This window comes from Taklimakanibacter deserti, from assembly GCA_003574785.1.
This window is the reverse complement of the sequence record QORU01000005.1, coordinates 389,908-415,548: the sequence shown is the minus strand read 5'-3', so window position 1 is coordinate 415,548 and position 25,641 is coordinate 389,908. Positions and strand designations below refer to the sequence as shown.

Below are 25,641 nucleotides of genomic sequence, written 5' to 3'. Positions count from 1 at the left end.
CTATACCTGCTTGCGGCTCGCCTTTTCGGCGATGCCGGAGACGCCGACCCGTTTTTCGAGCTCGCCCATCACCTCGGCGAGCGGCAGGCCCGACGCCTCGAGCAGCACGATCAGATGATAGAAAAGATCGGCCGCCTCGAGCTTGAGATGGTCGCGGTCGCCTTTGACGGCGGCAAGAGCCGCCTCGATCGCCTCCTCGCCCACCTTCTTGGCGCATTTCTCGATGCCCTGGGAAAGGAGCTTGGCGGTATAGGAGATCTCGGGCGACGCCCCCTTGCGGGCGGTCACCGTGTCGGCGAGCTCGGCCAGAGCCTCGAGCTTGTGGCGTGCGATATCCGTCATGTTCCTGCCCCTGTCCGCCCTTCTACCATTTCGATGAGCCGCATGGGAATTCCCCGTTCCGCCATATGGGCCTTGGCTTCGGAAATGGTGAATGTGCCGAAATGGAAGATCGAGGCGGCGAGGACGGCGGTGGCATGGCCGTCCTTGATGCCTTCGACCAGGTGATCGAGCGTGCCGACGCCGCCCGAGGCGATGACCGGCACCCTGACCTTGTCGGCAATGGCCCGCATCAGCGCGATGTCGAAGCCCTGCCCGGTGCCGTCGCGGTCCATGGAGGTGATGAGCAATTCGCCGGCCCCCAGCGCCACCACTTCCTCGGCAAAATCGATGGCATCGATACCGGTCGGATTGCGGCCGCCATGGGTGAAAATCTCCCACTTGCCGGGGCCTACCTGTTTCGCATCAATGGCGACGACGATGCACTGGCTGCCGAATTTCTCCGCCCCCGCGCGCACGAATTCGCGGTTTTTCACCGCCTGGGTATTGATCGATACCTTGTCGGCGCCGGCGAGCAGGAGCTTGCGGATGTCCTCGGTCGTCCGGACCCCGCCGCCCGCCGTCAAGGGCATGAAGCAGGCCTCGGCCGTCCTCTGCACGACATCGAAGATGATGCCCCTGTTCTCATGCGTCGCGGTGATGTCGAGAAAGCACAATTCATCGGCGCCGGCTTTGTCATAGGCCTTGGCGATCTCGACCGGGTCGCCGGCATCGCGCAGGTTCACGAAATTGACGCCCTTGACGACACGCCCGTCCTTGACATCGAGACAGGGGATGATGCGCGCCTTCAGCATCACGCCGCCTCGGCAATGAGCTTCAAGGCTTCGGCCGCATCGAGCCTTCCGTCATAAAGGGCCCGGCCGGATATGGCGCCCTCGAGGATCCGGCAATCGGGCGCGAGCAGGCGCCTGATATCGGCGAGCGAGGCAAGGCCGCCCGAGGCGATCACCGGAATGCCCGTCGAGTGCGCCAATGATAGTGTCGCCTCGATATTAATTCCCTTCAGCACGCCGTCGCGGTCGACATCGGTGAAGATGATGGCGGCAACGCCCGCATCGGCGAAGCGGTGCGCCAGCTCGACCGCCGACATCTCCGACGTCTCGGCCCAGCCTTCGACCGCGACCTTTCCGCCCTTGGCGTCGATGCCGACAGCGACGCGGCCGGGAAACTTGCGGCAGGCCTCGCGCACCAGATCCGGATTGCGCAAGGCAACGGTGCCCAGGATCACGCGGGCGATGCCGCGCGCCAGCCAGGCCTCGATCTGCTTGAGGTCACGGATGCCGCCGCCCAATTGCACCGGGATGGTGACGGCCCCGAGAATGGCTTCGACGGCTTGCGCATTCACCGGCCTGCCGGCGAAGGCGCCGTCGAGATCGACGAGATGCAGCCAGGAGAAGCCCTGGGCTTCAAAACTCTTCGCCTGGGCGGCCGGATCGTCATTGAAGACCGTCGCCTGCGCCATGTCGCCGAGCTTCAGCCTGACGCATTGGCCGCCTTTGAGATCGATCGCCGGGAACAGGATCATGGCCGCCATTTCAGGAAATTGCCGATGAGAGCGAGGCCCAAAGCCTGGCTCTTCTCGGGATGGAACTGGCTTCCCGCCACATTGTCGCGGGCAACGAAAGCGGTGACGGCGCCGCCATAATCGGCGGTCGCGACGAGAGCGGAGGGATCGCGCAAAGCGAGATGATAGGAATGGACGAAATAGGCATGGAGGCCCTGATCGCCGAGCGCGATGCCGTCGAAGAGCGCATGCGGACGGGCACTATCGAGCGTGTTCCAGCCCATATGCGGGATCTTGAGCGTCGAATCCTCGGGCTCGATCACCTTCACATCGCCCTTGATCCAGCCGAAGCCTTTCGTCTCGACATGCTCGAGGCCGCGCTCGGCCATCAATTGCATGCCGACACAGATGCCGAAGAAGGGCTTGCCGTGCGAGACTTCCTCTTCGACCGTCTCCCACATGCCGGGGACCGCCTTGAGCCCGTCGCGGCAGTCGCGGAAAGCGCCGACGCCCGGCAGCACGATGCGCTCGGCCTTGCGCACTTTCTCCGGATCCGCCGTCACCTCGATCCTCAGCTGCGAAACGCTATCGCGGGCCGCCCGCTCGAACGCCTTGGCGGCGGAATGGAGATTGCCGGAGCCATAATCGATGATGGCGACGCTCATGAGCGACCGAATCCCGGAAAGATGAAATCAGGCTCCTCCGGCTTCCAGCGCGAGGAGAAGACCGGAGGCTGCTCGACCTCCGTTACGGCCGGTGCCTGTGGAAGGCCGATCTCGGTGAAAAAGCGATATTCGGCTTCGTCGATGTCATCGCCGTGGACGAGGCCCAATTCCTCGAAGCCGCGCCGCTCATAGGTCCAGCGCAACAGATTGTTGCCCTCGAAAGCAAGAATGAGATTGATGGCGAAGCTGAAGATCAGCCGCATCATATCGCCAGCGCCTAAGGCTTCGGCGATCGCCCAGATGGCGAATTGCGCGCCGAGCGCCACGAGAAGGACGATCCACATGCCCTTGATCACGAGCCAGGGCAGCGGAAAGAGCAGCGCCCACCAGCTGAAACCTTCGCGCAGGAAGACGACGTCATCGGCGCCCTTGCCGGGCTGATTATGGGCGGTCCACCAGGCCATCAGCCTTTCAATGATCCTTTGGTCGAGGGTATGCGGTCCTTCTGGCGCGGATCGATCTCGATCGCCTCACGCAAGGCACGCGCCAGGGCCTTGAAGCAGCTTTCGGCAATATGATGGTTGTTGTCGCCGTGGAGCGTCTCGACATGGAGCGTCACGCCGGCATTCATGGCGAAGGCCTGGAACCATTCGCGCACCAGCTCGGTGTCGAAGTCGCCGATCTTCGGGCTCGAGAAATCGACCTTCCAGACAAGATAGGGGCGGCCCGAGACGTCGATGGCGGCGCGGGTCAGCGCCTCGTCCATCGGCAAATGCAGGCTCGCATAGCGCCTGATCCCCTTGCGGTCGCCCAAGGCTTTGGCCACCGCCTGGCCGAGCGCAATGCCTGAATCCTCGGTCGTGTGGTGGAAATCGATATGGAGGTCGCCCTTGGCCTTCAGCTTGATGTCGATCAGCGAATGGCGGGCCAATTGCTCCAGCATATGATCGAGGAAGCCTATGCCGGTCTTGACCTCATAGGCGCCTTTGCCGTCGAGATCGACGCTCGCCGAAATCTCGGTCTCGGTCGTCTTGCGTTCGATGCTGGCCTTGCGCATGGCCTTAACCCTTTGTTGCGGCGGGTCTCTTAGCAGGTGCAGCAGAAGCCTGCTACCCTTTAGCTGCTCCAACTTGACCTAAGAGTCAGGCCTGAAGGCTTTTCTTAACGGTGCGCAGGGCCTACATGACGCCCTGCCGGGGCCGTCCCGGCAATTTTGGCGACCAGGAGACCCATGAGCGATCCCCAGCAGTGGCACGGCACGACCATCCTTTCCCTCCGCAAGGGCAACCGGGTGGTGATCGCGGGCGACGGCCAGGTGTCCATCGGCCAGACGGTGATCAAGTCCAATGCCCGAAAAGTGCGGCCGTTGGCGGGCGGGGCGGTCATCTCCGGCTTCGCCGGGGCGACGGCCGATGCCATGACGCTGTTCGAGCGGCTCGAGGCCAAGCTCGAGCAATATCCGCTCCAGCTCACCCGCGCCTGCGTCGAGCTCGCCAAGGACTGGCGCACCGACCGCTATCTCAGGCGCCTCGAAGCCATGATGATCGTCGCCGACAAGCAAGTGAGCCTGGTCCTGACCGGCACGGGCGACGTGCTCGAGCCCGAGCGCAGCCTGATCGGCATCGGCTCGGGCGGCAATTATGCGCTGGCGGCGGCACGCGCCTTGATCGACACCGACATGGATGCCGAGGCGATCGCCCGCAAGGCGATGGCCATCGCCGCCGAGATCTGCGTCTACACCAACGACAATGTGACCGTCGAAGCCCTCGAATGCTGACGCGCGCCGATCTCGATGAGGCCGTCAGATCCGGCATCATCACCGAACAGCAGGCGCTCGCCCTTCAAGACCTGCCGGCCAAACGGCATGCGGCACGTCATCAGCATGCGCTGAGCGACGAGCGCTTCGTGTTCATGAAGAACTTCAATGAGTTCTTCATCGCCCTCGGCGTCGTGCTGCTGGGTGTCGGCCTATGGGCGGCCGCAGCGACGCTCCCCTCCCTCGGCGTGGCGTTCCCGGTCGTCTTCATCGCCGTAATGTGGGGGCTCGCCGAATATCTGACCCGCAAGCTCAAGCTCACCTTGCCGAGCATCGTGCTGGCGATCTTCATCGTGCCGGGCCTTGCTTACTACGTTCATGGCGTGATCAGCATGGGGAGTGAAGAAACGGCCTGGTTTGCAACCTCTGCCGATATGCGGCTCCCCGGCCTCGCGGCAATTGTCGCCGCACTTCTCTTTTATCTCCGTTTCCGGCTGCCTTTCGCGCTGCTGCTGCTGGCCGGCAGCTGCGTCGTGACCTTTCTCGATGTCTGTGTCCGGCTGTTCGACGAGCCCTCGCAAGGCGTCATCTATATCCTGTTCCTCATTGCCGGCTTTGCCACGCTGGCGGCAGCACAGTGGTACGACATGTCGGATCGCGAACGCCTGACGCGCCGCTCCGATTGCGGCTTCTGGCTCACGCTCATCGCGGCACCGCTCATCGTCCATCCCATTGCCGGTATCATCTCCTCCGGCCAGGACGTGACGGCGCAGTCCAACATCCTGACCATTGCCGCCGTCGTCCTCTTCGCGCTCATCGCGCTCGTCATCGACCGCCGCGCCTTCCTCGTCTCCTCGCTCGCCTATCTGGGCGGCGCCTTGGTCTATGCCTTCAGCCAGCTCGGCGGCGAGCAGAATGCCATCTGGATCACGCTCCTCCTGATGGGCGCATCCGTCATTCTCCTTGGCGTCGGCTGGCATCGGGCGCGCCGTGCCGTCATGCAATTCGTCCCCACCATCCTTGCCCGGCATTTGCCGGTCGTCAGAGCCTGAATGAGCCATCCATGACCGACTTCACTCCCCGCGAAATCGTTTCCGAACTCGACCGCCACATCGTCGGCCAGAAGGACGCCAAGCGCGCCGTCGCCATCGCGCTGCGCAACCGCTGGCGGCGCAAGCAGCTCGAAGAGCCCCTGCGCGAAGAGGTGATGCCCAAGAACATCCTGATGATCGGGCCGACCGGCGTCGGCAAGACCGAGATCGCGCGCCGCCTCGCCAAGCTCGCCAACGCGCCCTTCATCAAGGTCGAGGCGACGAAATTCACCGAGGTCGGCTATGTCGGGCGCGATGTCGAGCAGATGATCCGCGACCTCCTGGAAGCGGCGGTCGCCATGGTCAAGGCGGCCCGACGCAAGGACGTCGAGGCGCAGGCCCATCTCAATGCCGAGCGCCGCGTGCTCGACGCGCTCGTCGGCGCGAATGCGTCGGAGACGACGCGCGAGAGCTTCCGCAAGAAGCTGCGCACGGGTGAGCTCGATGCCAAGGAGATCGAGGTCCAGATCATGGACTCGCCCTCGGTGCCGAGCTTCGACATTCCCGGCATGCCGGGCTCCTCGGCGAGCGTGATCAATCTCTCCGACATGCTGGGCAAGGCCTTCGGCCACCGCCTCAAGCAGAAGCGCATGTCGGTCAAGGCGAGCCATGAGGTGCTGCTCGCCGAGGAAAGCGACAAGCTGCTCGACCAGGACCAGATCACCCAGGAGGCGATCAACGCCACCGAGAACAACGGCATCGTGTTCCTGGACGAGGTCGACAAGATCTGCGCCCGCTCGGAACGCCAGGGCGCCGATGTGAGCCGCGAAGGCGTGCAGCGTGACCTCCTGCCGCTGATCGAGGGCACGACGGTGTCGACTAAATACGGACCGGTGCGGACCGATCATATTTTGTTCATCGCCTCCGGCGCCTTCCATATCGCCAAGCCCTCCGACCTCCTGCCCGAACTGCAAGGCCGCCTGCCGATCCGGGTCGAGCTCAAGGCGCTGACCCGCGACGATTTCCGCCGCATCCTGACGGAGCCCGAGGCGAGCCTGATCAAGCAATACAAGGCACTGCTCAAGACCGAGGGTGTGACATTGGACTTCAGCGAGGACGGCATCGATGCGCTCGCCGATATCGCGGCCGAGATCAACGCCGCGATCGAGAATATCGGCGCGCGGCGCCTGCAGACGGTGATGGAACGCGTCCTCGACGAGGTGAGCTATTCGGCGACCGACCGGTCCGGCGAGACGGTGAAGATCGATAAAACCTTCGTGGAAAAAAACATCGGCGACCTCGCCCGCAACACGGACCTGTCGAAGTTCATTTTGTGACACTCGCCCCCATCCCGGCGAAGTTCACGTCGTCGAAAAGGTTTCACGCCAAATCAATATTTTAAGGCAAATCCTCATCGCCAAAGCCTTCAACTTGGGCAGGATTTGCTCTAAAGGTGGCTCGATCACAAGGGGCCACCAAGAATGCGGACGTTGGGCCATTGGATCGTTGCGCTTATCATCGCGGCGATCGTCGCTTGGATGGTGTGGACATCATCCGACCTGCAGACCTGCCGGCAGGGGATGACGGTCGGTGCCAGCTTCTATGACTCCCTTTTGGAATCAAGACGTTGCCTCGGCGAATATGCGCGGGCGAATGCCGCCGAGATCCTCGCCATCTTCACCGTCATCCTGGGTGTAGCCATTTGGCTCATGTGGCGCGCGACCCGCGCTCTGGTCAGCGAAACGCGGGTGACGGGCGATGCCCTGGTGGCGACAAACCGGTCGCTGGCCGAGGCCACCCAGGCCACCGCCGAAGCCGCCAAGCGGTCCGCCGGCATCGCCGAGCAGGTGCTCATCGCCACGCAGCGCCCATGGGTGACCTTCACCGTCGAGCTCGCCGGCACATTGGCCTTCGACGGCGCCGGCGCCTCCATTCCGCTCAAGATCGGCACCGAGAATATCGGCCCCACGCCCGCGGTCGCCGTTCTCGCTCATCCGGTGATCTTCTGCCAGGAGAAGCAGCCTTTCAAAGCCGTCGACGTGATCAAGCGCCGGTCCGGCGACTTCAACACCGCCGGGCGGCTCGGCCACACCTTGTCGAAGGGCGAGCAGTTCAGCGAGGTCAAAACGGCCGGCATGGGCCTCGAGGAATATGAGGGCATGTCCGTCATCTCCCCGTTCATCCTGGTCACCGTCAAATACCGGCTCACTTTCAGCGACGAGACCCGTATGGCGGCAAAACTCTATTCGCTGGTGCGCACCGACCCTGTCTACCAGGCGCAGTCGGTCGTCATGCAGCCCGGCAACAGCGTCCAGCCCGACCGGCTCAATCTCGTCCTCATCGGCAGCTACGCCGATTGAGATCCAGACCTATTTCTTCTTCTGCTTGCGCCGGTTGAGCACGGCGAGCATCTCGGCGAGATCCTTCTGGTCGAGGGTCGAAATATCGTCGGCCAGGCGATTGGCGAGCTCGGTGGCGGAAGGCTCGAGACCCGACGTGTCGATGACCACGCGCGGATGCGAGATGCGCGCCAGGCGCACGACATCCTCGGCCTCGTCCCAGATGATGTTGAAATAGCTGATGATGCGCTGCAGCAGATGCCAGCCCGGCCGGCCGCGCTTGCCGTGCTCCAGCGCCGAGAGATAAGCGCTCGACACCCCGATCTCCTCGGCCATCTCCTTCAGCGTGACCTTGCGCTCGGCGCGCAGCTTGCGCATGCGCTCGCCAAAGGGCGTCATCCTGCCCTCCGCTCTTTCTTCCTGAGCTTCACATAAAAGGCGCCGCCCCCGCCATGGCGCGGATGCGCCGGCTGGAAGCCCGCGACATGCTCGCGGAATTGGCCTTCATGGAACCAGTCCGGCACCAGGCGGCGCAAGCGGCCCTGGCGTTCCGGCGCATGATAGTGATCCGAGCCGTGCAGCGTGTGGCGGGTGAAGGGCGAGGCACCCTTGCCGGTGATCACCAAGACCAGGCGCAGGCCCTGCGCCCTGGACGTCACCAGGAAATTCAGGAGACGCTCGCGCGAGCGCTCGATGCCGGTGCCATGCAGATCGATGCGGCCTTCGATCTCGACCTGGCCGCGGGTCATGCGGCGCTCGCTTCTGCGGTCGAGGCCGGTCAATGCCGGCGGATCGTGGCGTGCCGGCGGTGCCCGCAGGATGGGCTTGGCCGGCTTTTCAGCCCTCGCCGCTTGAGGGGCTTCGGCCTTTGCCTTGGTCTCGGATTTCTTCTTCGCTTTGGACCTGTGAAGCGGCTTCACGGTCCGCGCGACGTCTTCCCACAAAGCATAATCGGGTGGGAGCTTGCGGGTCATTGCCGGCTGAGCAGCCGCTGGGCCAGCGCCTTGGGCAAAAGCACGATCATCAGGCCCGGGCTTTTCATGTGGCCCGCGGTCAGTGCCGCTTCCTCGCCCGCACCCCAGAAAACGTCGCCCCGCGCATGGCCCTTGATCGCGGTGCCGGTGTCCTGCGCCACCAGGAGATTGCGGAACGGCACGAGCGTTCCGCGTTCGCCCTTGGGCGCCTGCGTATCGAGCCAGACCGGCGTGCCGAACATCCATAGAGAGCGGTCGACGGCGAGCGAATGAAACGGTGTCAACGGGACCTTCTGGGCGCCGGGCGGACCGAGGTCGGAATCCCCGCCCCGGATCTCGCGGAAGAATACGAAGGACTTGTTCTCCCACATCAGCTCGCGCGCATCCTTGGGGTTCTGGCGCATCCACGCCCTGATCGCCTGCATCGACACGTCCTCGCGGGTGAGGATGCCGCGCTGGAGCAGGAGCCCGCCAATGGCGGTATAGGGAAGGCCGGTCTTTGCCGCGAAGCCGAGCCGTATCACCTGGCCATCGGGCAGGCGCACGCGGCCCGAGCCCTGGACCTGGATGAAGAACGCATCGGCCCAGTCCTTGAGCCAGACGAGCTCGAGGCCCCGGCCCTCGAGTGCGCCGTTCTCGATCTCGCGCCTTGTGTAATAGGCCTGAGGCTTGCCATCGACGGTGCGGCCATAGGCAAGGCCCAGGCGCTTCGCGGTCTTGGCATCGAAGCCGACAAAATCGGCGGGCCTGGCATAGATCGGCACCTTGTAGGCGCCGCCGGGCTTCAGGCTGCCTTCGGCTTCAGGCTCGTAATAGCCGGTAAACAGCCCTTGCGGACGCTCGGCGTCGCGCACGATGAGCGGCGTGAAGGCCTGTTCGAAAAAGCGGCGCGCATCGGCGACGGTCTTGAGCCCCTGGCAGACCGCCAGCCAGTCGCGCCTGGTCCCGCCATAGGCCACCTTGCGCTGGAAAGCATGGCCGGTCGCTTCGATCTCGGCGCATGAGCGCTTGAAGGTCGCGAGCGCAGCCTCGTGGTCGACGTCGGCCCAGCCGGCGATCGCGCGGAAATCCGTTTCCTCGAAGGGGGGTTTCGCTGCGGCGCTCATGCCCCCGCACATGACCAGAAGCAGGGCCAAACTCAAGAGCCGGCGCATCCTGATGCCATCCCGCATGTGAGGGGCTCAGCCCGGCTCGTCCGTCGCTGCCAGCTTCCAATTGGGATCGCGCGAGGCGGTGTCGCGCTCGAAGGTCCATACATCGGTGATCTGGCGCACCTGTTTGGGATCGCCGTCGATGACCTCGCCCGCCTTGTTGAGGGTCGCCGAGATGAATTCGGCAATGAAGCGCAAGGTGATGCTGGCGCGCTTGCCCTTGAGATCGGCGGCCGTCACATCGGCCTTGTCGATGCCGACAAACCGCGATTCGAGGATCTGGCCGGCCTTCTCGCGCTCGTCGATCGCCCTGGCGAAGCCTTCATAGACTTCGCGCGACAGGAGGTTCTTGAGCGACTGGCGGTCGCCTTGGGCGAAGGCCGTCACCACCATCTCGTAAGCGAGCTTGGCGCCCTCGACGAAGGTTTTCGTCGAGAACTGGCCGTCGGCGGCGGCGATCTTCTCAAGGCCCTTGGCGACGCTGGTGCCGGCCTCGGCATAGCCTGTCCAGACCGGTTCCGCCGGCGGCTGCGACGCCGAATTTTCGGTCGCGTTTTCACGCTGTGGCAGGTTGATGACATTGCCCGGCGCTTGCGGCTTTTCAGCGCGGCGTTGAGTGGCATAGGGATCGACCGGCGGACGCTCATTGCCGGTGCGTTTGCCCAGGACCGACCGCAGGCGCAAGATGACCACCACTGCAATCGCAAGGATCAGCAGATTCAGTGGGTCAAAAGCCTGATTCATCATTCCGCGGGTCTTTCCGTCTGGGCCAAATTGAAGTCGGGGTCTCAACCTCCTTATATAGGAGGGCCGGGGCGCGGTCCAAAGGCCGCCGCTGCTGCTTCACTGTCCTACAGGTTTAAGGTGATCAGAACCATTATTTTTGTCCTTTTTGCGCTCGGCCTGCTGGAGCTCTTCCTGCTGGTTAAGACCGGGCAATGGTTTGGTGCCTGGTTTCCGGTCCTCGCCGTCATTCTGGGCTTCGTCCTGGGCGGCCTGACCATCCGCCATACCGGCATCAGATCCCTCAACGAGGTCCGGGAAGCGAGCCAGAAAGGCTATATCGGCCCCAACGCCGCCATTGCCGGCATGCTCGGCATCCTGGCCGGCATCCTTTTTATCCTGCCCGGTCTCCTGTCCGATGTCGCCGCCATCCTGTTGCTCCTGCCGTTCATGCGGAAGATCGTCGAGCGGCGCATGAGCCGGCCAATGGCGCGCAAGGGCGGCGTCGTGATCGACGGCGAAGCCGTTGAAATCCACGATGACAGGCTGCCGCCGCAGCGAGAGCAGGAAAAGAACGACGGCTCGCCCTGGAACCGCTAGCGCCCTTCAGGCGCGAGCCGGAATGCTTGCGGCCCATCAGCCATTCATGATAGCTGGCGTCCGGAACGGACACCCCCGTTTTGATGAAAGGCAGAAGATTCCATGGCCAAGACGAGCAAGCCGGCGCCGAAGAAGCAGGCCGCCAAATCAACGAATGGCGACGGCAGCGACAGCAACGGCCCCGGCCCCGGCCCCGGCCCCGAGGCTACCGCCGCTCCGGCAGAGTCCGTAGGGTCCGAGCTCAACGCGCCGCCGCCGCAGCCGGGCGCCCAGCCGTCGATGCGCATCCTCGGCCAGTATCTCAAGGATCTGAGCTTCGAAAACCCGCATGCGCCGCAGTCGCTGGCGCCGCAAAAGGCCCAGCCCGAGATCAACATCTCGATCAATGTGAATGCGCGCAACCTGGCGCCGTCGGATTTCGAGGTCGAGCTCCATATCGACGCCAAGGCGACGTCCGAGAACAAGGTCATCTTCGCCGCCGAGATCCTCTATGCCGGCGTCTTCCGGCTGGAGAATTTCCCACAGAACATGCTGCATCCGGCGGTGCTCATCGAATGCCCGCGCATGCTCTTTCCTTTCGCCCGCCAGATCCTCGGCGAAGCGACCCGCAATGGCGGCTTCCCGCCTTTGATGCTCGATCCGATCGATTTCGCCGGCATGTATCAGAAGCGCATGGCGGCGCAGGCGCAAGCCACGGCGTAATTTCCGTTTAATTCAGAAGCTCGTTCCACAAAGCCTTCTCGCCAAGCTCGGCGATCAGGGCCTTGTGCGCGAGGATCTCCATCTCGGTGAGCCGGCTCGTAAGCGGCACCGGACGCGGCCGTACGATGCCGGAAGGCGTGATCACGGCGCGGCTTCCGACCGTGATGGCCGAGAGCGACAGCGCCGCCTGGCGTCCGCCGATGAGCTCGAGATAGACATCGGCCAACAATTCCGAATCGAGCAGAGCGCCATGCTTGTCGCGCTTCGAATTGTCGATGCCATAGCGCTTGCACAGGGCATCGAGGCTGTTCGGACCCATCGGATGCTTCTGGCGGGCGAGCATCAGCGTGTCGACGACGCGTTCCGGCAGCAGCGCCGGTATGTTCAGGCGGGCGAATTCGGCATTGAGGAAGCCGACGTCGAATGAGGCATTGTGGATGACGAGGCTCGCCTCGCCGATGAAGGCGAGGAACTCCGCGGCGATCGCCGCAAACAGCGGCTTGCCTTTCAGGAACTGCGTCGTCAGACCATGGATGGCCTCGGCATCGGACGGCATGTCGCGCTCGGGATCAATGTAAGCGTGGAAGGTCTTGCCGCTCGGAATGTGGTTGATGAGCTCGACCGCGCCGAGCTCGACGACGCGGTGGCCTTTCGCATGATCTATGCCGGTGGTCTCGGTATCGAGGACGATCTCGCGCATTATGTCGAATCACTTTGTGACAGCACGTCGATTATATGCCGCACTTGCGCGTGCGCGTAGTCCAGCCCCCGATCGCTATCCACAATGAAATCGGCGCGCGCCCGCTTATCCGCATCGGGTACCTGGCGGGCCAGGATGGCCGCGAATTTTTCCTCTGTCATCCCGGGCCGCGCAAGTACCCGGCGGCGCTGGATATCGGCCGGCGCCGAGACGACGACGATCTTGTCGACGTCGCGGTCGCGCCCGGTCTCGAACAGCAAGGGAATGTCGAGCACCGCGAGAGGCGCCTTCCGCCGGCGCGCGTCTTTGAGGAATTTCTCCTGCTCGGCGCGCACCAGCGGATGGACGATCGCCTCGAGCCGGGCGAAATCCTGCGGATGGGCACCGAGATGCTTTGTAAGCTTCTCCCGGTCGATGCGGCCATGGACGACGGCGCCGGGAAAGGCGGCGGCGACGGGCTTCACCGCAGCGCCATCCTGATCATAGAGCCGGTGTACGATCGCATCCGATTCCGAGACGGGGATGCCTTCCTTGGCGAACATGCGCGCCGTCTCGGTCTTGCCCATGCCGATCGATCCGGTGAGGCCGATCACGATCATCGCTTGAATCCGGGATCGATATCGCGGGCGACGAGGTCGTGAAGCTCAACCGTCACTTCCGGCCTATGGCCGAACCACAATTCGAAGCCGCGCACCGCCTGGTGCAGCAGCATGCCGAGGCCCGGCACTACGACATTGCCGCGGGCGCGGGCGCGGATCAGGAGATCGGTCTCGAGCGGCGTATAGACGATATCAGTGACGACCGCCGACCGCGGCAGGTGATCGAGATCGAGCGCCAGCCGCGGCTGTCCGCTCATGCCGAGCGATGTCGTATTGACCAGGAGATCGGCATCTTCGAGAAGCTTTTCGACGTCCATCCATTGGCGCGGCTCGACGCGTGGCCCAAAATCGCGCCGCAACTCCTCGGCGCGCGCCAAGGTGCGGTTGACGACCAGGAGCCTTCGGCAACCGGCATCGAGAAGCGCACCGACAATGGCCCGCGCGGCGCCGCCGGCGCCCAGAATGACGACGCTGCGATCCTTTGCCTGCCAGTCCGGCACATGGTCTGACAGATTGGCGAGGAAGCCTTCGCCGTCGGTGCTGGTGCCCCACAATTCGCCATCGCGATGGAATACCGTGTTGACCACGCCGAGACGCGTGGTCGCCGCATCGGCGACGCGCACGGCGCGAAACGCGCCCTCCTTGTGCGGCAGCGTGACATTGCAGCCGACATAGCCCTTCTCGCCGAGCGACTTGAAGAAGCTTGGCAGGTCGTCCGGGGGCACAGCAATGCGCTCATAGGCGCCGTCGATGCCATAGCGCTCGAGCCAGTAGCCATGGATGATAGGCGAGCGCGAATGGCTGATCGGCCAGCCAATGACACAGGCTTTGCGCGTCATTGGGCCAAGACCTCCTTTTTTCTCAGGAAATCGAGGAGCGGCAACAGCGGCAGGCCGAGAATGGTGAAATAATCGCCATCGATAGTGTCGAAGAGCTGGGCGCCAAGGCCTTCGAGCTTATAGGCGCCGACCGATGTCGTGACCTCCGGGCCCATCCGGTCGAGATAGTCCTCAAGGAAAGCTTCCGAGAAGTTCCGCATGCGCAGCGTGGCCCGGCCCAGATGCCGCCAGACGACAGCGTCGCCTTCAGCGCAGCAGATCGCGGTCTCGAGGACATGGGACCGCCCCCCCAACTCGAGGAGATGCTGGCGGGCCTCGTCCCGGGATCCCGGCTTGTCGAAGGCCCTGCCCCCGAGATTGAGGATCTGATCGGCGCCGATCACCAGAGCACCCGGCAGTCGATTCGCTACCGAAACGGCTTTGGCGGCGGCCAGGGATTGCGCCAAATCGCCGGGTGCCAAGTCCTTGGCTGATCTTTTCAGCGCATTTTCATCGACTTCCGGCCGTAAAGCTTCGAAGTCAAGACCGGCTTTGGTCAAGAGCTCGCCTCGGATCCGGCTCGTCGATGCGAGCACGAGCCTCATGCCTCGGCATCCTTGGCTTCGTCACGGTCGCGCAACAAATTGATGACGGCCGCGGCCGTCTCCTCGATCGAACGGCGGGTGACGTCGATGATCGGCCAATTATGGCGGGAGCACAGCTTGCGCATATGGGCGAGCTCGGCGGCGATGGCGTCCTGGTCTACATAGTCCGTCTCGCCCTGCTCATTGATGGCGAGAAGGCGATGCCGGCGGATCTGGGCGATACGCTCGGCGCTGGCGATCAGGCCGACGATCAGGGGCCTGGTTACCGTCTCGAGCTCCTTGGGCGGGGGAATGTTCGGCACGATCGGGACATTGGCGGTCTTGATACCGCGATTGGCGAGATAGATGCTGGTCGGCGTCTTGGACGAGCGGCTGATGCCGGTCAGGATCACATCCGCCTGGTCGAGATCGTTCGTGTGCTGACCATCGTCATGGATCATGGTGAAGTTGAGCGCATCGATGCGGCGGAAATATTCGGCATTGAGCGCATGCTGGCCGGCAAGCTGCGGCCGCGATTGAGCATTGAGATATTGCGCGAGGCTGGCAATGACCGGATCGAGGATGGAGATGCAAGGGATGCTGAGCTCGGCGCATCTCTTCTCGAGCTGGGATCTCAGATCGGCATCGATCAAGGTGAAGAGGACGACGCCGGGCTCGCTTTCGATCTCGGTCAGAGCGCGTGCCAGCTGCTTCGACGTGCGGACCAGAGCATAGATATGCTCGACCGGCTGGTAATCGGCATAATAGGCCATCGCGGCACGGGCGACCGTGTTCAAGGTCTCGCCGGTCGCATCCGAGATCAGATGCATGTGGAAAAATCGCGGAGCGGACACGGGTACAGCCAGTTGCTCAGTTGTGGATAAGATGACGCCGGTTAAGCTTTTGGAAAGCTTCTATCATTTTGTTCATCGGGTAATCCACAATTTCGCCGTCGGGGAACGTGGTGACGGTATTCTGTGGACAAGGACGCGCTGTTAACAATGCTTAAACCATTTGTGGACAGCTCTGCCACCTCTCTATTATCCTATTGAAATAGAAGATTTATTTATCCTCAACTCAATATGCCGCGAGGTGACTCGGAGCTGTGACAACGAGGGCCGGTTGGCAAGATGCGGGCAAGCTCGCTATTCATGACTCTCACGCCCCATCATCTAAACCAATATCTATCTTTCTCTCTTTATTTGGTATGCGCTCATGGATAGTTCGGCACTACTGGACGTTCTAAAGGCCAAGAAAGCCTCGCGACGTCCAGTATGGTTCATGCGCCAAGCCGGGCGGTACCTTCCGGAATATCTCGAGCTCAGGGCGAAGGCCGGATCCTTCCTCAATCTGTGCTATTCGCCGGAGCTCGCCGCCGAGGTGACGCTGCAGCCTTTGCGGCGCTTCGATCTCGATGCGGCGATCCTGTTCGCCGACATATTGGTCGTGCCGCAGGCCATGGGCCTGGGTCTGACTTTCGCGGAAGGCGAAGGGCCGGTGGTCGAGAAGATTTCAGGTCTTGCGAGGGTGCAGGCCTTGTGGCGGCTCGATGAGGCCGAGGAAGTGCGGCTCGTCTGCGAGACCGCGGAAGCGGTAAAGTCGAAGCTTCCGGCCGGCATCGCGCTGATCGGTTTCTGCGGCGCGCCCTGGACGGTGGCGAGCTACATGGTCGGCGGGGGCGGTGAAGGCGGACGCGAGATCGCGCGTGCTGTCGCGGCAAGCGGGATTGAATGGTTCGGTCTCTTGATCGACCGTTTGATCGAGGCCTCGGTGTCCTATCTCATCCGCCAGATCGATGCCGGGGTGGATGTTGTGCAGATCTTCGATTCCTGGGCGGGGGATCTGCCGGGCTATCTCCAGGAAGACCTGGTAGGGCGGCCGATTGCGGCGATCATCACCAAAGTGCGGGCGGCGCGGCCCAATGTGCCGGTCATCGTCTTTGCCCGCGGCGCCGGGGCCGGCCACAAGCGGATCGGCCAGATCACCAGGGCGGAGGCCTTGAGCGTGGAGACGTCGCTGCCGCTTACTTGGGCCCGCGACCAGCTGGCGGGATCACATGCCGTGCAAGGGAACCTTGATCCCCTGCTCGTCGAAAAAGGCGGAGCGGCGCTCGAGAAAGCCGTGGAGCTGATTATCGGGGCCTTGCCGAAAGACCGCCATATCTTCAATCTGGGCCATGGCATGCGACCGGGGACGCCGCCCGAGCATGTGGAGCAAGTCGTGCGGCACTTGCGAAAACTCGACGGGTGACTATCTATGGGCTATCTCTGGCTCAAGGCCTTTCACATCATCGCCGTCACAGCCTGGATGGCCGGCCTTTTCTACCTTCCCCGGCTCATGGTCTATCACCGGCGCACCGCCGTCGGCGGAGAGAGCTCTGAGATCTTCAAGGTAATGGAAAGGCGGCTGCTCAAGGCGATCATGCTGCCGGCCATGATCCTGTCCTGGATACTGGGTCTGTCGCTCATCTGGGTGACCGATGCTTTTGCCAGTCTCAGCCTATGGCTTGTGGTCAAGCTCGTTGCGGTGGTGGCGATGACGGCCTTCCATTTCTGGCTGGCCCAGTTCGTCGGAGCCTTCGCAGAGGACGAGCGACCCAGGGACGAAAGGTTCTTCCGGATCATCAATGAGATCCCGACCGTGCTCCTGATCGTGATCGTCATCATGGCCGTGGTTAAGCCCTAGATCACGATCACTTCAGGTCGGTACGACCTGAAGTGATTAACGTGATCGTAATCTTAAATTTGGCGCGTGATCGGACGGAAAACCGGGGGCCACTTTTCCTGATCACGCGCTAATGAAATAAACAGTTTCCAAGGCCGATGTATTTTGTTAAGGCTCTGCTGAAGCAGTGACCGGTTCAAGGTTCCCACCTCAAAGGGCCGGCAGGATTCTTCTCTAGAATCGGCTCCCTCCCTCACCCGCCAGGCCGTTGTTTTAGTGACCTGGTACTCAACTCCCTCAAAGACTAACGCCGCTAAAAGTGGCGTCACCGAAAACTCACATGACAAGTATTTCAGAACTCAAGGAAATCAAACTCCACTCGCTCAAGGAAAAGAGCCCGGCCGAATTGCTGGTGATCGCCGAAGAGCTGCAGGTCGAGAATGCCAGCGCGCTGCGCAAGCAGGAGCTGATGTTCGCCATCCTCAAGAGCCTCGCGGCGCGCGAGGTCGAGATCATCGGCGAAGGCGTCGTCGAGGTGCTGCAGGACGGCTTCGGCTTCCTGCGCTCGCCCGACGCGAATTACCTCGCCGGGCCCGACGACATCTATGTCAGCCCAAGCCAGATCCGCCGCTTCACCTTGCGCACCGGCGATACGGTCGAAGGCCAGATCCGCAGCCCCAAGGACGGCGAGCGCTACTTCGCCCTGCTCAAGGTCAACACGATCAATTTCGAGGATCCGGACAAGACCCGCCACAAGGTCCATTTCGACAATTTGACGCCGCTCTATCCCGATGAGCGGCTGGAGATGGAGATCCAGGACCCGACCAAGAAGGATTACTCGGCCCGCGTCATCGATATCGTGACGCCGATCGGCAAAGGCCAGCGCGGCCTCATCGTGGCGCCGCCGCGTACCGGCAAGACGGTGCTCCTGCAGAACATCGCCCAGTCGATCACTTCCAATCATCCCGAATGCTATCTGATCGTGCTGCTCATCGACGAGCGGCCGGAAGAAGTGACCGACATGCAGCGCTCGGTGAAAGGCGAGGTGATCTCGTCCACCTTCGATGAGCCGGCGTCGCGGCATGTCCAGGTCGCCGAGATGGTGATCGAGAAAGCCAAGCGCCTCGTGGAGCACGGCCGCGATGTCGTGATCCTGCTCGATTCGATCACCCGCCTCGGCCGCGCCTACAACACTGTGGTGCCGTCTTCCGGCAAGGTGCTGACCGGCGGCGTCGATGCCAATGCGCTGCAGCGGCCGAAGCGCTTCTTCGGCGCGGCGCGCAACATCGAGGAAGGCGGATCGCTCACCATTATCGCCACCGCGCTCATCGATACCGGCAGCCGCATGGACGAAGTCATCTTCGAAGAGTTCAAGGGCACCGGCAATTCGGAAATCATCCTCGACCGCAAGGTCGCCGACAAGCGCGTCTTCCCGTCGATCGACATCTTGCGCTCGGGCACCCGCAAGGAAGAGCTCCTGGTCAAGCCGGACCTGCTCAAGAAGACCTATGTGCTCAGGCGTATCCTCAACCCGATGGGCACCGTCGATGCGATCGAGTTCCTGCTCGACAAGTTGCGCCAGACCAAGACCAATGGCGACTTCTTCGACTCGATGAACGCGTAAGAGATATTGACTTTGTCAGGCGCGCTGAAGCTGTAGAAGCTGCAGCGCGTCGTCGACGTCGGCAACGGTCTGTGCCGGCGCGGCGCAGACTTGGCCGCGGCAGAGATAGGCGCGCGAAGCGGCACCTGCCGATTTGTGGCGGGCGGGATGATCCTCGGGCAGGCGTGAAGGATCGTCGATCCATTGGATGACGGCGTTCGATCCCACGGCATCGATCAGCCGGCGGAAGCGCTCGTCGGCGAAAGCATTGCCGGCCTTGCCACTCATGACGATCTGGACGGGATCGGCGAGCATCGTGAAGCTCAGCAGCAATGTGGCATAGCCGAAAGGATTGTTGGCGGCCTCGGCGGCGAAGCTCTTGTGGATGGCATCGGCCTTGGCGAGATAATCGGCCTTGCCGGTGAGATGGTAAAGTGCTGCCAGATTGCGGACCATCACCGCATTGGCGTTGGGCGTCGCATCGTCATGCGCCTGGACATTGCGGATGATGAGGCCCGCTTCCTCGGTCGCGAAAGCGAAGGCTTGGCGACGCTCGTCCCACAGTTTGGCGATCATCGTGTCGGCGAGTGTCACCGCCTGCGCCAGATGATCGCCACCGGGCGTGATGGCGGCGAGGGCGAGTGCTGCGGTGATCAGATGGGCATAGCCTTCAGCGGTGGCGTCATAGCGTAAGCGACCGTCGCGCCATGAATGATGCAGCCGGCCTTCCTGCCAATGATGGCTCATGATGGCGGCGAAGGCGCTTCGCGCGGACTCGGCCCAGTCCGGACGGTTGAGCAAGAGCGCGGCTTCGGCGAGACCGGAGATCATGAGGCCGTTCCAGTCGGCCAGCACCTTGTCGTCATAGCCGGGCGGGATGCGTTTCTTGCGCGCGTCGAAAAGAATCTCGCGTGACGCGGCGAGCTGGCTTTCCGTCCGATCGTCGCGAAGCTCGAGCGACTTGAGACGATTGAGGATGTTATGGCCTTCCCAATTGCCGGCGAGCGAGACATCGTAGGTCTGGGCAAAGGCTTTTGCTTTCTCGGGCCCGAGAAGATCGGTGATCTCCTGTGCCGTCCACACGTAGAACTTGCCCTCCTCGCCTTCCGAGTCGGCATCGTAGCTTGCGGCATAGGCGCCGATCGGCGCCGTCATCTCGCGCAGGACGAAGCCGATCGTCTCCTCGATTCGGAGCCGGAACAGAGCATTGCCGGTGCGCCGGGCGACACGGGCGAGAAGGCTCACGAGCTGGGCATTGTCATAGAGCATCTTCTCGAAATGCGGGACGAGCCAGAGATGATCGACCGAATAGCGCGCGAAGCCGCCGCCCAGGTGATCGTAGATGCCGCCTTGTGAAACATGGGTGAGGGTGAGGGTGACGGCGTCGAAGAGACGCTGGTCGCCGCTGCGCTCCGCCATGGACCACAGAAAGGCGAAGATCGGCACTTGCGGGAATTTGGGCGCGCCCTTGAGACCGCCATGGTCGAGGTCGATGGCGGAAAGGAAGACCCGCGCGGCGTCGGCGGCGAGATCGAGTGTCAGGGCCACGTCCTGATCGGGCCTCGCGGGCTCGCGCTTGAGGGCGGAGAGGATGGCCGTGGCATTGGTCGTGACCTTGGCATGCTCGTCGCGCCAGATGCGGGTCAGCTCCTTCAGCACATAGCGGAAGCTCGGCCGGCCATAGAGCTGCTCCTTTGGGAAGTAGGTGCCGCCCCAGAAGGGATGGCCGTCGGGGGTCAGGAACATGGTGAGCGGCCAGCCGCCCTGCTCGCCCAGCGAATGCAGCGCCTGCATATAGAGGCGGTCGACATCCGGACGCTCCTCGCGATCGACCTTGATCGCCACGAAATGCTCGTTCATGAGTCGCGCGGTCTCGTCGTCCTCGAAGCTTTCATGCGCCATCACATGGCACCAATGGCAGGCGGCATAGCCCACCGAGAGGATGATGGGCTTGTTCTCGGCCTTGGCCCTGGCGAAAGCGGCATCGCCCCAAGGCATCCAGTGGACGGGATTGTCCTTGTGCTGGAGCAGATAGGGGCTGGTTTCGAGCCCGAGGAGATTGGCGGATGCTGGGGTCATGGAGGCCATGCTACCGTCTCCCGGCAAAGGGGCAACCCGGCAGGAAATGATAAGTATCGATTCGAATCCGTAATGAACGCCAGTAGTACCATATTTGCCCTCTCTTCCGGAGCCGGAATGGCCGGTATCGCGGTCATACGTGTGAGCGGGCCTGAGGCCTTCGCGGCTGCCCGCACCCTGACCGGCCGACTGCCCAGACCGCGCCAGGCGGCGCGGCGGGTTTTCCGTAACCCTAAGACGAAGGATGTCCTGGATGACGGCCTCTTGCTAACCTTCCCGGGCCCCCACAGTTTCACGGGCGAGGACGTTGCCGAGTTCCATCTCCACGGCAGCCTGGCGGTCATCCGCACCATCCTCGACGTGCTGGGCGGTATGACGGGTCTCCGGCCTGCCGAGCGGGGCGAATTCACGAAGCGCGCCTTCCGCAACGGCCGCATCGATCTGGTGGCCGCCGAAGGCATTGGCGACCTCGTCCAGGCGAAGACCGAGCGCCAGCGCAAGCTCGCCTTGCATCACGCGCTGGGCCATGCCTCGGGGACGATCGAGGCGTGGCGGCGCGATGTCATCGCCATATTGGGCAGGGTCGAGGCCGCCGTCGATTTCGCCGATGAGGCGGATGTGGCGCGCCAGACCATGGACGAGATCCAGCCCAGGCTCGAGGACCTGATCCGCCGCATGCGCGGCGCCCTGGCGGAAGCGCAGCGCGCGGCGTCGATCCGGGAGGGCGTCAAGGTCGTGCTGGCGGGGCCCCCCAATGCCGGCAAATCGAGTCTTCTCAATGTGCTGGCCAGGCGGGAGGCCGCCATCGTCTCGGCCATACCGGGTACGACCCGTGATGTGATCGAGGTGGCGATGGAGTTCTCCGGCGTGCCGGTGATCCTGACCGATACGGCGGGCCTCAGGGCCCACAGCACGGATGAAATCGAGCGCATCGGCATGGACCGCACCGCCAATGAATTGCGTGGCGCCGATATCGTGGTCTGGGTGACGGCTTCCGATGCGGCTGCCGACCCCCCGGACGATCTCGATTCGGTAACGTTATGGATCGAGAACAAGAGCGATCTGGCGTCGGCGGTTCCCGTCAGTGGAGCGGCTCATCGGCTTTCGGCGAAGACCGGCGAGGGTATGGCCGAATTCTTCGCGAAGCTGGAGCAGCGCGTGCTGGAGATGGCGGCGAATGGCGACTCCGCGACTTTGATTCGGAGCCGTCACAAGCAGGTCACGGCCTCTTGCGTGGAGAATCTGCTGCGCGCCTCGGCGATTTCGCCCGATCATCTGGAACTCATGGCGGAGGCTCTGCGCGCCGCGGCCTATGATATGGGGCGGCTCACCGGACGTATCGATGTCGAGGAGATTCTCGATGCGATCTTCCGCGAGTTCTGCATCGGTAAATAGATTTTTACCTGTTTCACGTGAAACCGGTCGTGGGCGTTACAAAGCCCAGAAACTTTGACGTCCGTGCGCGGATTAAGTATGGAGCGGCGCATGAACACGCATTTCGATGTCATCGTTGTTGGCGGCGGCCATGCCGGCTGCGAAGCGGCAGCCGCCGCGGCGCGGCTCGGCGCTTCGACCGCGCTGGTGACGCATCGCTTCGCGACGGTCGGCGAAATGTCGTGCAACCCCGCCATTGGCGGCCTCGGCAAGGGCCATCTGGTGCGCGAGATCGATGCGCTCGACGGCCTGATGGGCCGGATCGCCGATCAGGCCGGCATCCAGTTCCGCCTACTCAACCGCTCCAAGGGCCCGGCGGTGCGCGGTCCCCGCGCCCAGGCCGACCGCAAGCTCTATCGCCGCGCGATGCAGGAAACGATCCGTGTACAGACAAACCTTGCAGTGATTGAGGCGGGCGTGGCGTCGCTCATCATCGAAGCGGGCAAGGTGCAGGGCATCGTCAGCGAGGACGGCCGCCGCCTCAGAGCGCAAGCGGTGGTGCTCACCACCGGCACCTTCCTCAACGGCCTTATCCATCTTGGGCCTAAGAAGATCCCGGCGGGCCGCGTCGGCGAGCCGCCGGCGCTCGGCCTGTCGCAGCAGATGCGCGCGGCCGGATTGAAGCTCGCCCGGCTCAAGACCGGGACACCGGCCCGCCTCGATGGCCGTAGCATCGACTGGTCGGGACTCGAGGAGCAAAAGGGCGATGAGGATCCAGCCGCCTTCTCGATCATGACGCGCGCCATCACGACGCCGCAGGTCTCCTGCCACATCACCGAGACGACCCAAGCCACGCATCGCATCATCGCCGATAACATCCATCTGAGCCCGATGTATTCGGGCCAGATCGAAAGCGTGGGCCCCCGCTACTGTCCCTCGATCGAGGACAAGATCAACCGCTTCAAGGACCGCGCCTCGCATCAGATCTTCCTCGAGCCGGAAGGCCTCGACGACGACACGGTCTATCCGAACGGGATCTCGACCTCGCTGCCGGAAGAGGTCCAGCACGCATTCCTCAAGACCATTCCGGGCCTCGAGCAGGTCAAGGTGCTGCGCCCCGGCTATGCCATCGAATATGACCATGTCGATCCGCGCGAGCTCTCAAGCTCGCTGGAGGTGAAGGCCCTGCCGGGTCTCTTCCTCGCCGGCCAGATCAACGGCACGACCGGCTATGAGGAAGCGGCCGCCCAAGGCCTCGTCGCCGGTCTCAATGCGGCGCGCTCCGTCGCTGGCCAGGCGCCGGTCGTCTTCGACCGCGCCGAAGCCTATCTGGGCGTGATGATCGACGATCTCGTCACCAAGGGCGTCTCCGAGCCCTACCGCATGTTCACCTCGCGCGCCGAGTATCGCTTGAGTCTGCGGGCCGACAATGCCGATGAGCGCTTGACCCCCAAGGGCCTGGCACTCGGTCTCGTCGGCCGTGAGCGCGCCGAGGTCTTCGCGGCGCGCCAGACCCTGCTTGCTCATGCGCGCGAGCGGGCGCGGACGCTGGCGCTCACTTCGACCGAGGCCCAGAAGGCCGGTCTCAAGGTCAATCAGGACGGTAAGCGCCGCTCGGCCCTCGATCTCATTGCGGCGCCCGATGTGGGCTATGATCGCGTCGCCCGCCTGTGGCCGGAATTCGCGAAGCTCCCCGGCTATGCGCGCGAGGCGCTGGAAGCCGACGCGCTCTATTCGGGCTATCTCGCGCGCCAGGAGGCCGACATCATCGCGCTCCGCCGGGACGAGAGTCTGAGCCTGCCCGCGACGGTGGACTACGCGGCCATCCCGTCGCTCTCGGCGGAACTGCGCCAGAAGCTGCAGCGCATCAAGCCCGCATCACTCGGTCAGGCCGCGCGTATCGACGGCATGACTCCGGCAGCGCTCACCGCCATACTGGGCCATGTGCGCAAGGGCCAGATCCGAGCCAGCGCGTGAGCCGGGACGTCAGTACTGACGTTCTCGAGCGACTTCATGTTTCACGTGAATCACGCGAGCGGCTCGAGACCTATGTGAGCCTGCTCCTGCAATGGCAGGCGCGCATCAATCTCATCGGCCCGGCGACGCGCGAGGCCGTCTGGACCCGCCATATCGCCGATGCGCTGCAGCTTCTGTCGCTCCTGCCGCCAGATCTCCGGAAGCTCGCCGATCTCGGCAGTGGGGCCGGCATACCGGGCCTCATCCTCGCCATCGCGCGGCCGCTCGAAGCCCACCTCTTCGAGAGCAATCTCAAGAAGGGCGCCTTCCTGCGCGAGGCAGCTCGCCAGACCGGGGCAAAGGCCCATATCCACACTATCCGGATCGAAGAGGCTCAGGCGCTCGCCCGAACCATCAAGGCCGAGGCGGTGACCGCAAGGGCCCTTGCGCCCTTGCCCAAGCTCCTCGATTATGCCGCACCTTTCCTGGAAAATGGCGCCATAGGCTATTTTCACAAGGGACAAGATGTGGATGCGGAATTGACCGATGCCACCAAATCTTGGAAAATGCAGGTTGAAAGCCACCCGAGCATGACCGATTCCCATGGCGTGATCCTCGTGGTGAAGGAGGCCCATCGTGTCCTTTGCTGAAAAGCTGCTGCCGCAGACCCAGGCCGCCCGCATCCTGGCGCTCGCCAATCAGAAGGGCGGCGTGGGCAAGACCACGACGGCCATCAATCTGGGCACCGCGCTTGCCGCGGTCGGCGAAACGGTGCTGATCGTCGATCTCGACCCCCAGGGCAATGCCTCGACCGGGCTCGGCATCCAGCGCCGCCCGCAGCAGCGCTCGACCTATCACGTGCTGATGGGCGAGGCCGAGCTTTCCTCCGTCATCGTGAGCTCGGGGATCCCGCGCCTCGATTGCGCGCCCTCGACCATGGACCTGCTCGGCGCCGAGCTCGAACTCTCCGAGATCAGCCGCAAGACCTACCGCCTCGCCGACGCCATCCAGCGCCTGGAGGCCGACCCCCGCCATGGCAAGCGCTACAGCTACGTCCTGGCGGACTGCCCGCCCTCGCTCAATCTTCTCACCATCAACGCGCTCTCGGCGGCGGATGCCGTGCTGGTGCCGCTGCAATGCGAGTTCTTCGCGCTGGAGGGCCTGAGCCAGCTGCTCAAGACGGTCGAGCGGGTGAAGGGGAGCCTCAACCCCAAGCTCTCGGTGCAGGGCGTCGTGCTCACCATGTTCGACCGGCGTAATTCGCTTTCCGAGCAGGTGGCGCAGGATGTGCGCAGCGTGCTCGGCGACAAGGTCTACCAGACGGTCATACCGCGCAATGTCCGCGTGTCGGAAGCGCCCTCGCATGGCAAGCCGGTATTGCTGTATGACCATGAATGCGCCGGCTCCCAGGCCTATATCCGGCTCGCTTCGGAAATCATCCGGCGGGAGCGGGATCTCAGGGCGGCGTAACTGATTCGCT

General features: G+C 63.4%; 29 protein-coding genes. 13 read left to right on the top strand and 16 right to left on the bottom strand.

Going from position 1 to position 25,641, the window contains the following annotated elements; genetic code table 11:
* From DS839_RS13025 to hisB, 6 genes are read right to left on the bottom strand one after another with little or no spacing between them, the layout of a single operon-like run.
* Entirely contained in the window at positions 1-342 is a 342-nt protein-coding gene (locus DS839_RS13025; RefSeq protein ID WP_119270753.1) for a phosphoribosyl-ATP diphosphatase, read from the bottom strand.
* Positions 339-1,133, bottom strand: coding sequence for an imidazole glycerol phosphate synthase subunit HisF (hisF, locus tag DS839_RS13020; RefSeq protein ID WP_119270752.1), 795 nt, complete (start codon positions 1,131-1,133; stop codon positions 339-341). The genes DS839_RS13025 and hisF overlap by 4 nt, the downstream gene beginning before the upstream one ends.
* Entirely contained in the window at positions 1,133-1,864 is a 732-nt protein-coding gene (hisA, locus tag DS839_RS13015; protein ID WP_119270819.1) for a 1-(5-phosphoribosyl)-5-[(5-phosphoribosylamino)methylideneamino]imidazole-4-carboxamide isomerase, read from the bottom strand. The genes hisF and hisA overlap by 1 nt, the downstream gene beginning before the upstream one ends.
* The gene (gene hisH / locus DS839_RS13010; RefSeq protein ID WP_119270751.1) at positions 1,861-2,508 is read right to left on the bottom strand and encodes an imidazole glycerol phosphate synthase subunit HisH; all 648 of its coding nucleotides are present in this window, start codon (positions 2,506-2,508) and stop codon (positions 1,861-1,863) included. The genes hisA and hisH overlap by 4 nt, the downstream gene beginning before the upstream one ends.
* Positions 2,505-2,972, bottom strand: coding sequence for a DUF2628 domain-containing protein (locus DS839_RS13005; RefSeq protein ID WP_119270750.1), 468 nt, complete (start codon positions 2,970-2,972; stop codon positions 2,505-2,507). Before DS839_RS13005 ends, hisH begins: the two co-directional genes overlap by 4 nt.
* On the bottom strand, positions 2,972-3,565 hold the full coding sequence (gene hisB / locus DS839_RS13000; RefSeq protein ID WP_119270749.1) for an imidazoleglycerol-phosphate dehydratase HisB: 594 nt from the start codon (positions 3,563-3,565) through the stop codon (positions 2,972-2,974). Before hisB ends, DS839_RS13005 begins: the two co-directional genes overlap by 1 nt.
* A gap of 174 nt (positions 3,566-3,739) precedes the next feature.
* On the opposite strand from hisB, the gene hslV reads away from it, so the two are divergent.
* From hslV to DS839_RS12980, 4 genes are all read left to right on the top strand, one after another.
* Positions 3,740-4,285 (top strand): ATP-dependent protease subunit HslV, encoded by a 546-nt coding sequence (gene hslV, locus DS839_RS12995; protein ID WP_119270748.1) that lies wholly within the window; start codon positions 3,740-3,742, stop codon positions 4,283-4,285.
* Positions 4,279-5,316 (top strand): hypothetical protein, encoded by a 1,038-nt coding sequence (locus DS839_RS12990; RefSeq protein WP_119270747.1) that lies wholly within the window; start codon positions 4,279-4,281, stop codon positions 5,314-5,316. Before hslV ends, DS839_RS12990 begins: the two co-directional genes overlap by 7 nt.
* An 11-nt stretch (positions 5,317-5,327) precedes the next feature.
* The gene (gene hslU, locus DS839_RS12985) at positions 5,328-6,632 is read left to right on the top strand and encodes an ATP-dependent protease ATPase subunit HslU (RefSeq protein WP_119270746.1); all 1,305 of its coding nucleotides are present in this window, start codon (positions 5,328-5,330) and stop codon (positions 6,630-6,632) included.
* A gap of 144 nt (positions 6,633-6,776) precedes the next feature.
* Entirely contained in the window at positions 6,777-7,655 is an 879-nt protein-coding gene (locus tag DS839_RS12980) for a hypothetical protein (protein ID WP_162918489.1), read from the top strand.
* Between the two features lie 9 nt (positions 7,656-7,664).
* On the opposite strand, the gene DS839_RS12975 is transcribed toward DS839_RS12980, so the two are convergent.
* The 4 genes from DS839_RS12975 to DS839_RS12960 form a co-directional block, all read right to left on the bottom strand.
* Positions 7,665-8,033 carry a helix-turn-helix domain-containing protein gene (locus tag DS839_RS12975; RefSeq protein WP_119270744.1) on the bottom strand — a complete coding sequence of 123 codons (369 nt, stop codon included), beginning with the start codon at positions 8,031-8,033 and terminating at the stop codon, positions 7,665-7,667.
* Entirely contained in the window at positions 8,030-8,608 is a 579-nt protein-coding gene (locus DS839_RS12970; protein WP_119270743.1) for a Smr/MutS family protein, read from the bottom strand. Before DS839_RS12970 ends, DS839_RS12975 begins: the two co-directional genes overlap by 4 nt.
* Positions 8,605-9,714: a murein transglycosylase A gene (gene mltA, locus DS839_RS12965; RefSeq protein WP_162918488.1), complete on the bottom strand. Its 1,110-nt coding sequence runs from the start codon at positions 9,712-9,714 to the stop codon at positions 8,605-8,607. The genes DS839_RS12970 and mltA overlap by 4 nt, the downstream gene beginning before the upstream one ends.
* A 75-nt stretch (positions 9,715-9,789) precedes the next feature.
* Positions 9,790-10,506 carry a Tim44/TimA family putative adaptor protein gene (locus tag DS839_RS12960; RefSeq protein WP_368911575.1) on the bottom strand — a complete coding sequence of 239 codons (717 nt, stop codon included), beginning with the start codon at positions 10,504-10,506 and terminating at the stop codon, positions 9,790-9,792.
* A 117-nt stretch (positions 10,507-10,623) separates the two neighbouring features.
* Between DS839_RS12960 and DS839_RS12955 the strand changes: the two genes are divergently transcribed.
* Positions 10,624-11,082 (top strand): FxsA family protein, encoded by a 459-nt coding sequence (locus DS839_RS12955; protein WP_162918487.1) that lies wholly within the window; start codon positions 10,624-10,626, stop codon positions 11,080-11,082.
* Between the two features lie 102 nt (positions 11,083-11,184).
* Positions 11,185-11,784: a protein-export chaperone SecB gene (gene secB / locus DS839_RS12950; protein ID WP_119270741.1), complete on the top strand. Its 600-nt coding sequence runs from the start codon at positions 11,185-11,187 to the stop codon at positions 11,782-11,784.
* A 7-nt stretch (positions 11,785-11,791) separates the two neighbouring features.
* Here the strand turns inward: secB and dnaQ are convergent, their stop codons facing one another.
* From dnaQ to DS839_RS12925, 5 genes are read right to left on the bottom strand one after another with little or no spacing between them, the layout of a single operon-like run.
* Positions 11,792-12,484: a DNA polymerase III subunit epsilon gene (gene dnaQ, locus DS839_RS12945; RefSeq protein ID WP_119270740.1), complete on the bottom strand. Its 693-nt coding sequence runs from the start codon at positions 12,482-12,484 to the stop codon at positions 11,792-11,794.
* Positions 12,484-13,083 carry a dephospho-CoA kinase gene (gene coaE, locus DS839_RS12940; RefSeq protein ID WP_119270739.1) on the bottom strand — a complete coding sequence of 200 codons (600 nt, stop codon included), beginning with the start codon at positions 13,081-13,083 and terminating at the stop codon, positions 12,484-12,486. Before coaE ends, dnaQ begins: the two co-directional genes overlap by 1 nt.
* The gene (locus DS839_RS12935; RefSeq protein ID WP_119270738.1) at positions 13,080-13,922 is read right to left on the bottom strand and encodes a shikimate dehydrogenase; all 843 of its coding nucleotides are present in this window, start codon (positions 13,920-13,922) and stop codon (positions 13,080-13,082) included. The genes coaE and DS839_RS12935 overlap by 4 nt, the downstream gene beginning before the upstream one ends.
* Positions 13,919-14,506: a Maf family protein gene (locus DS839_RS12930; protein ID WP_119270737.1), complete on the bottom strand. Its 588-nt coding sequence runs from the start codon at positions 14,504-14,506 to the stop codon at positions 13,919-13,921. The genes DS839_RS12935 and DS839_RS12930 overlap by 4 nt, the downstream gene beginning before the upstream one ends.
* Complete coding sequence (locus DS839_RS12925; RefSeq protein ID WP_119270736.1) at positions 14,503-15,315, bottom strand: pyruvate, water dikinase regulatory protein; 813 nt, start codon at positions 15,313-15,315, stop codon at positions 14,503-14,505. Before DS839_RS12925 ends, DS839_RS12930 begins: the two co-directional genes overlap by 4 nt.
* 385 nt (positions 15,316-15,700) lie before the next feature.
* Here DS839_RS12925 and hemE point away from each other — a divergent pair, with 385 nt between their 5' ends.
* The 3 genes from hemE (at position 15,701) to rho (ending at position 18,773) form a co-directional block, all read left to right on the top strand.
* A complete protein-coding gene (gene hemE, locus DS839_RS12920) occupies positions 15,701-16,735 on the top strand; it encodes a uroporphyrinogen decarboxylase (protein WP_119270735.1) in 1,035 nt (344 codons plus the stop codon).
* A gap of 6 nt (positions 16,736-16,741) precedes the next feature.
* The gene (gene hemJ, locus DS839_RS12915) at positions 16,742-17,170 is read left to right on the top strand and encodes a protoporphyrinogen oxidase HemJ (RefSeq protein ID WP_119270734.1); all 429 of its coding nucleotides are present in this window, start codon (positions 16,742-16,744) and stop codon (positions 17,168-17,170) included.
* Positions 17,171-17,489: 319 nt separating this feature from the next.
* Entirely contained in the window at positions 17,490-18,773 is a 1,284-nt protein-coding gene (gene rho, locus DS839_RS12910) for a transcription termination factor Rho (protein WP_119270733.1), read from the top strand.
* 15 nt (positions 18,774-18,788) lie between these two features.
* Here rho and DS839_RS12905 read toward each other — a convergent pair whose 3' ends face one another.
* Positions 18,789-20,831 carry a thioredoxin domain-containing protein gene (locus DS839_RS12905; RefSeq protein WP_119270816.1) on the bottom strand — a complete coding sequence of 681 codons (2,043 nt, stop codon included), beginning with the start codon at positions 20,829-20,831 and terminating at the stop codon, positions 18,789-18,791.
* 72 nt (positions 20,832-20,903) lie between these two features.
* Here DS839_RS12905 and mnmE point away from each other — a divergent pair, with 72 nt between their 5' ends.
* The 4 genes from mnmE to DS839_RS12885 all read left to right on the top strand — a co-directional run bounded on the left by mnmE (position 20,904) and on the right by DS839_RS12885 (position 25,631).
* Positions 20,904-22,226: a tRNA uridine-5-carboxymethylaminomethyl(34) synthesis GTPase MnmE gene (gene mnmE, locus DS839_RS12900; RefSeq protein WP_119270732.1), complete on the top strand. Its 1,323-nt coding sequence runs from the start codon at positions 20,904-20,906 to the stop codon at positions 22,224-22,226.
* A gap of 90 nt (positions 22,227-22,316) precedes the next feature.
* Positions 22,317-24,182 carry a tRNA uridine-5-carboxymethylaminomethyl(34) synthesis enzyme MnmG gene (gene mnmG / locus DS839_RS12895; RefSeq protein ID WP_119270815.1) on the top strand — a complete coding sequence of 622 codons (1,866 nt, stop codon included), beginning with the start codon at positions 22,317-22,319 and terminating at the stop codon, positions 24,180-24,182.
* Positions 24,179-24,811 carry a 16S rRNA (guanine(527)-N(7))-methyltransferase RsmG gene (gene rsmG / locus DS839_RS12890; RefSeq protein WP_119270731.1) on the top strand — a complete coding sequence of 211 codons (633 nt, stop codon included), beginning with the start codon at positions 24,179-24,181 and terminating at the stop codon, positions 24,809-24,811. The genes mnmG and rsmG overlap by 4 nt, the downstream gene beginning before the upstream one ends.
* Entirely contained in the window at positions 24,798-25,631 is an 834-nt protein-coding gene (locus tag DS839_RS12885; RefSeq protein WP_368911573.1) for a ParA family protein, read from the top strand. The genes rsmG and DS839_RS12885 overlap by 14 nt, the downstream gene beginning before the upstream one ends.
* Positions 25,632-25,641 lie beyond the last annotated feature (10 nt).

What these genes read in the sequence shown, in the direction of transcription:
- DS839_RS13025 (WP_119270753.1), bottom strand. Translation starts at nt 342, where the DNA reads ATGACGGATATCGCACGCCACAAGCTCGAGGCTCTGGCCGAGCTCGCC.
- hisF (WP_119270752.1), bottom strand. Translation starts at nt 1,133, where the DNA reads ATGCTGAAGGCGCGCATCATCCCCTGTCTCGATGTCAAGGACGGGCGT.
- hisA (WP_119270819.1), bottom strand. Translation starts at nt 1,864, where the DNA reads ATGATCCTGTTCCCGGCGATCGATCTCAAAGGCGGCCAATGCGTCAGG.
- hisH (WP_119270751.1), bottom strand. Translation starts at nt 2,508, where the DNA reads ATGAGCGTCGCCATCATCGATTATGGCTCCGGCAATCTCCATTCCGCC.
- DS839_RS13005 (WP_119270750.1), bottom strand. Translation starts at nt 2,972, where the DNA reads ATGGCCTGGTGGACCGCCCATAATCAGCCCGGCAAGGGCGCCGATGAC.
- hisB (WP_119270749.1), bottom strand. Translation starts at nt 3,565, where the DNA reads ATGCGCAAGGCCAGCATCGAACGCAAGACGACCGAGACCGAGATTTCG.
- hslV (WP_119270748.1), top strand. Translation starts at nt 3,740, where the DNA reads ATGAGCGATCCCCAGCAGTGGCACGGCACGACCATCCTTTCCCTCCGC.
- DS839_RS12990 (WP_119270747.1), top strand. Translation starts at nt 4,279, where the DNA reads ATGCTGACGCGCGCCGATCTCGATGAGGCCGTCAGATCCGGCATCATC.
- hslU (WP_119270746.1), top strand. Translation starts at nt 5,328, where the DNA reads ATGACCGACTTCACTCCCCGCGAAATCGTTTCCGAACTCGACCGCCAC.
- DS839_RS12980 (WP_162918489.1), top strand. Translation starts at nt 6,777, where the DNA reads ATGCGGACGTTGGGCCATTGGATCGTTGCGCTTATCATCGCGGCGATC.
- DS839_RS12975 (WP_119270744.1), bottom strand. Translation starts at nt 8,033, where the DNA reads ATGACGCCCTTTGGCGAGCGCATGCGCAAGCTGCGCGCCGAGCGCAAG.
- DS839_RS12970 (WP_119270743.1), bottom strand. Translation starts at nt 8,608, where the DNA reads ATGACCCGCAAGCTCCCACCCGATTATGCTTTGTGGGAAGACGTCGCG.
- mltA (WP_162918488.1), bottom strand. Translation starts at nt 9,714, where the DNA reads ATGAGCGCCGCAGCGAAACCCCCCTTCGAGGAAACGGATTTCCGCGCG.
- DS839_RS12960 (WP_368911575.1), bottom strand. Translation starts at nt 10,506, where the DNA reads ATGATGAATCAGGCTTTTGACCCACTGAATCTGCTGATCCTTGCGATT.
- secB (WP_119270741.1), top strand. Translation starts at nt 11,185, where the DNA reads ATGGCCAAGACGAGCAAGCCGGCGCCGAAGAAGCAGGCCGCCAAATCA.
- dnaQ (WP_119270740.1), bottom strand. Translation starts at nt 12,484, where the DNA reads ATGCGCGAGATCGTCCTCGATACCGAGACCACCGGCATAGATCATGCG.
- coaE (WP_119270739.1), bottom strand. Translation starts at nt 13,083, where the DNA reads ATGATCGTGATCGGCCTCACCGGATCGATCGGCATGGGCAAGACCGAG.
- DS839_RS12935 (WP_119270738.1), bottom strand. Translation starts at nt 13,922, where the DNA reads ATGACGCGCAAAGCCTGTGTCATTGGCTGGCCGATCAGCCATTCGCGC.
- DS839_RS12930 (WP_119270737.1), bottom strand. Translation starts at nt 14,506, where the DNA reads ATGAGGCTCGTGCTCGCATCGACGAGCCGGATCCGAGGCGAGCTCTTG.
- DS839_RS12925 (WP_119270736.1), bottom strand. Translation starts at nt 15,315, where the DNA reads ATGCATCTGATCTCGGATGCGACCGGCGAGACCTTGAACACGGTCGCC.
- hemE (WP_119270735.1), top strand. Translation starts at nt 15,701, where the DNA reads ATGGATAGTTCGGCACTACTGGACGTTCTAAAGGCCAAGAAAGCCTCG.
- hemJ (WP_119270734.1), top strand. Translation starts at nt 16,742, where the DNA reads ATGGGCTATCTCTGGCTCAAGGCCTTTCACATCATCGCCGTCACAGCC.
- rho (WP_119270733.1), top strand. Translation starts at nt 17,490, where the DNA reads ATGACAAGTATTTCAGAACTCAAGGAAATCAAACTCCACTCGCTCAAG.
- DS839_RS12905 (WP_119270816.1), bottom strand. Translation starts at nt 20,831, where the DNA reads ATGACCCCAGCATCCGCCAATCTCCTCGGGCTCGAAACCAGCCCCTAT.
- mnmE (WP_119270732.1), top strand. Translation starts at nt 20,904, where the DNA reads ATGAACGCCAGTAGTACCATATTTGCCCTCTCTTCCGGAGCCGGAATG.
- mnmG (WP_119270815.1), top strand. Translation starts at nt 22,317, where the DNA reads ATGAACACGCATTTCGATGTCATCGTTGTTGGCGGCGGCCATGCCGGC.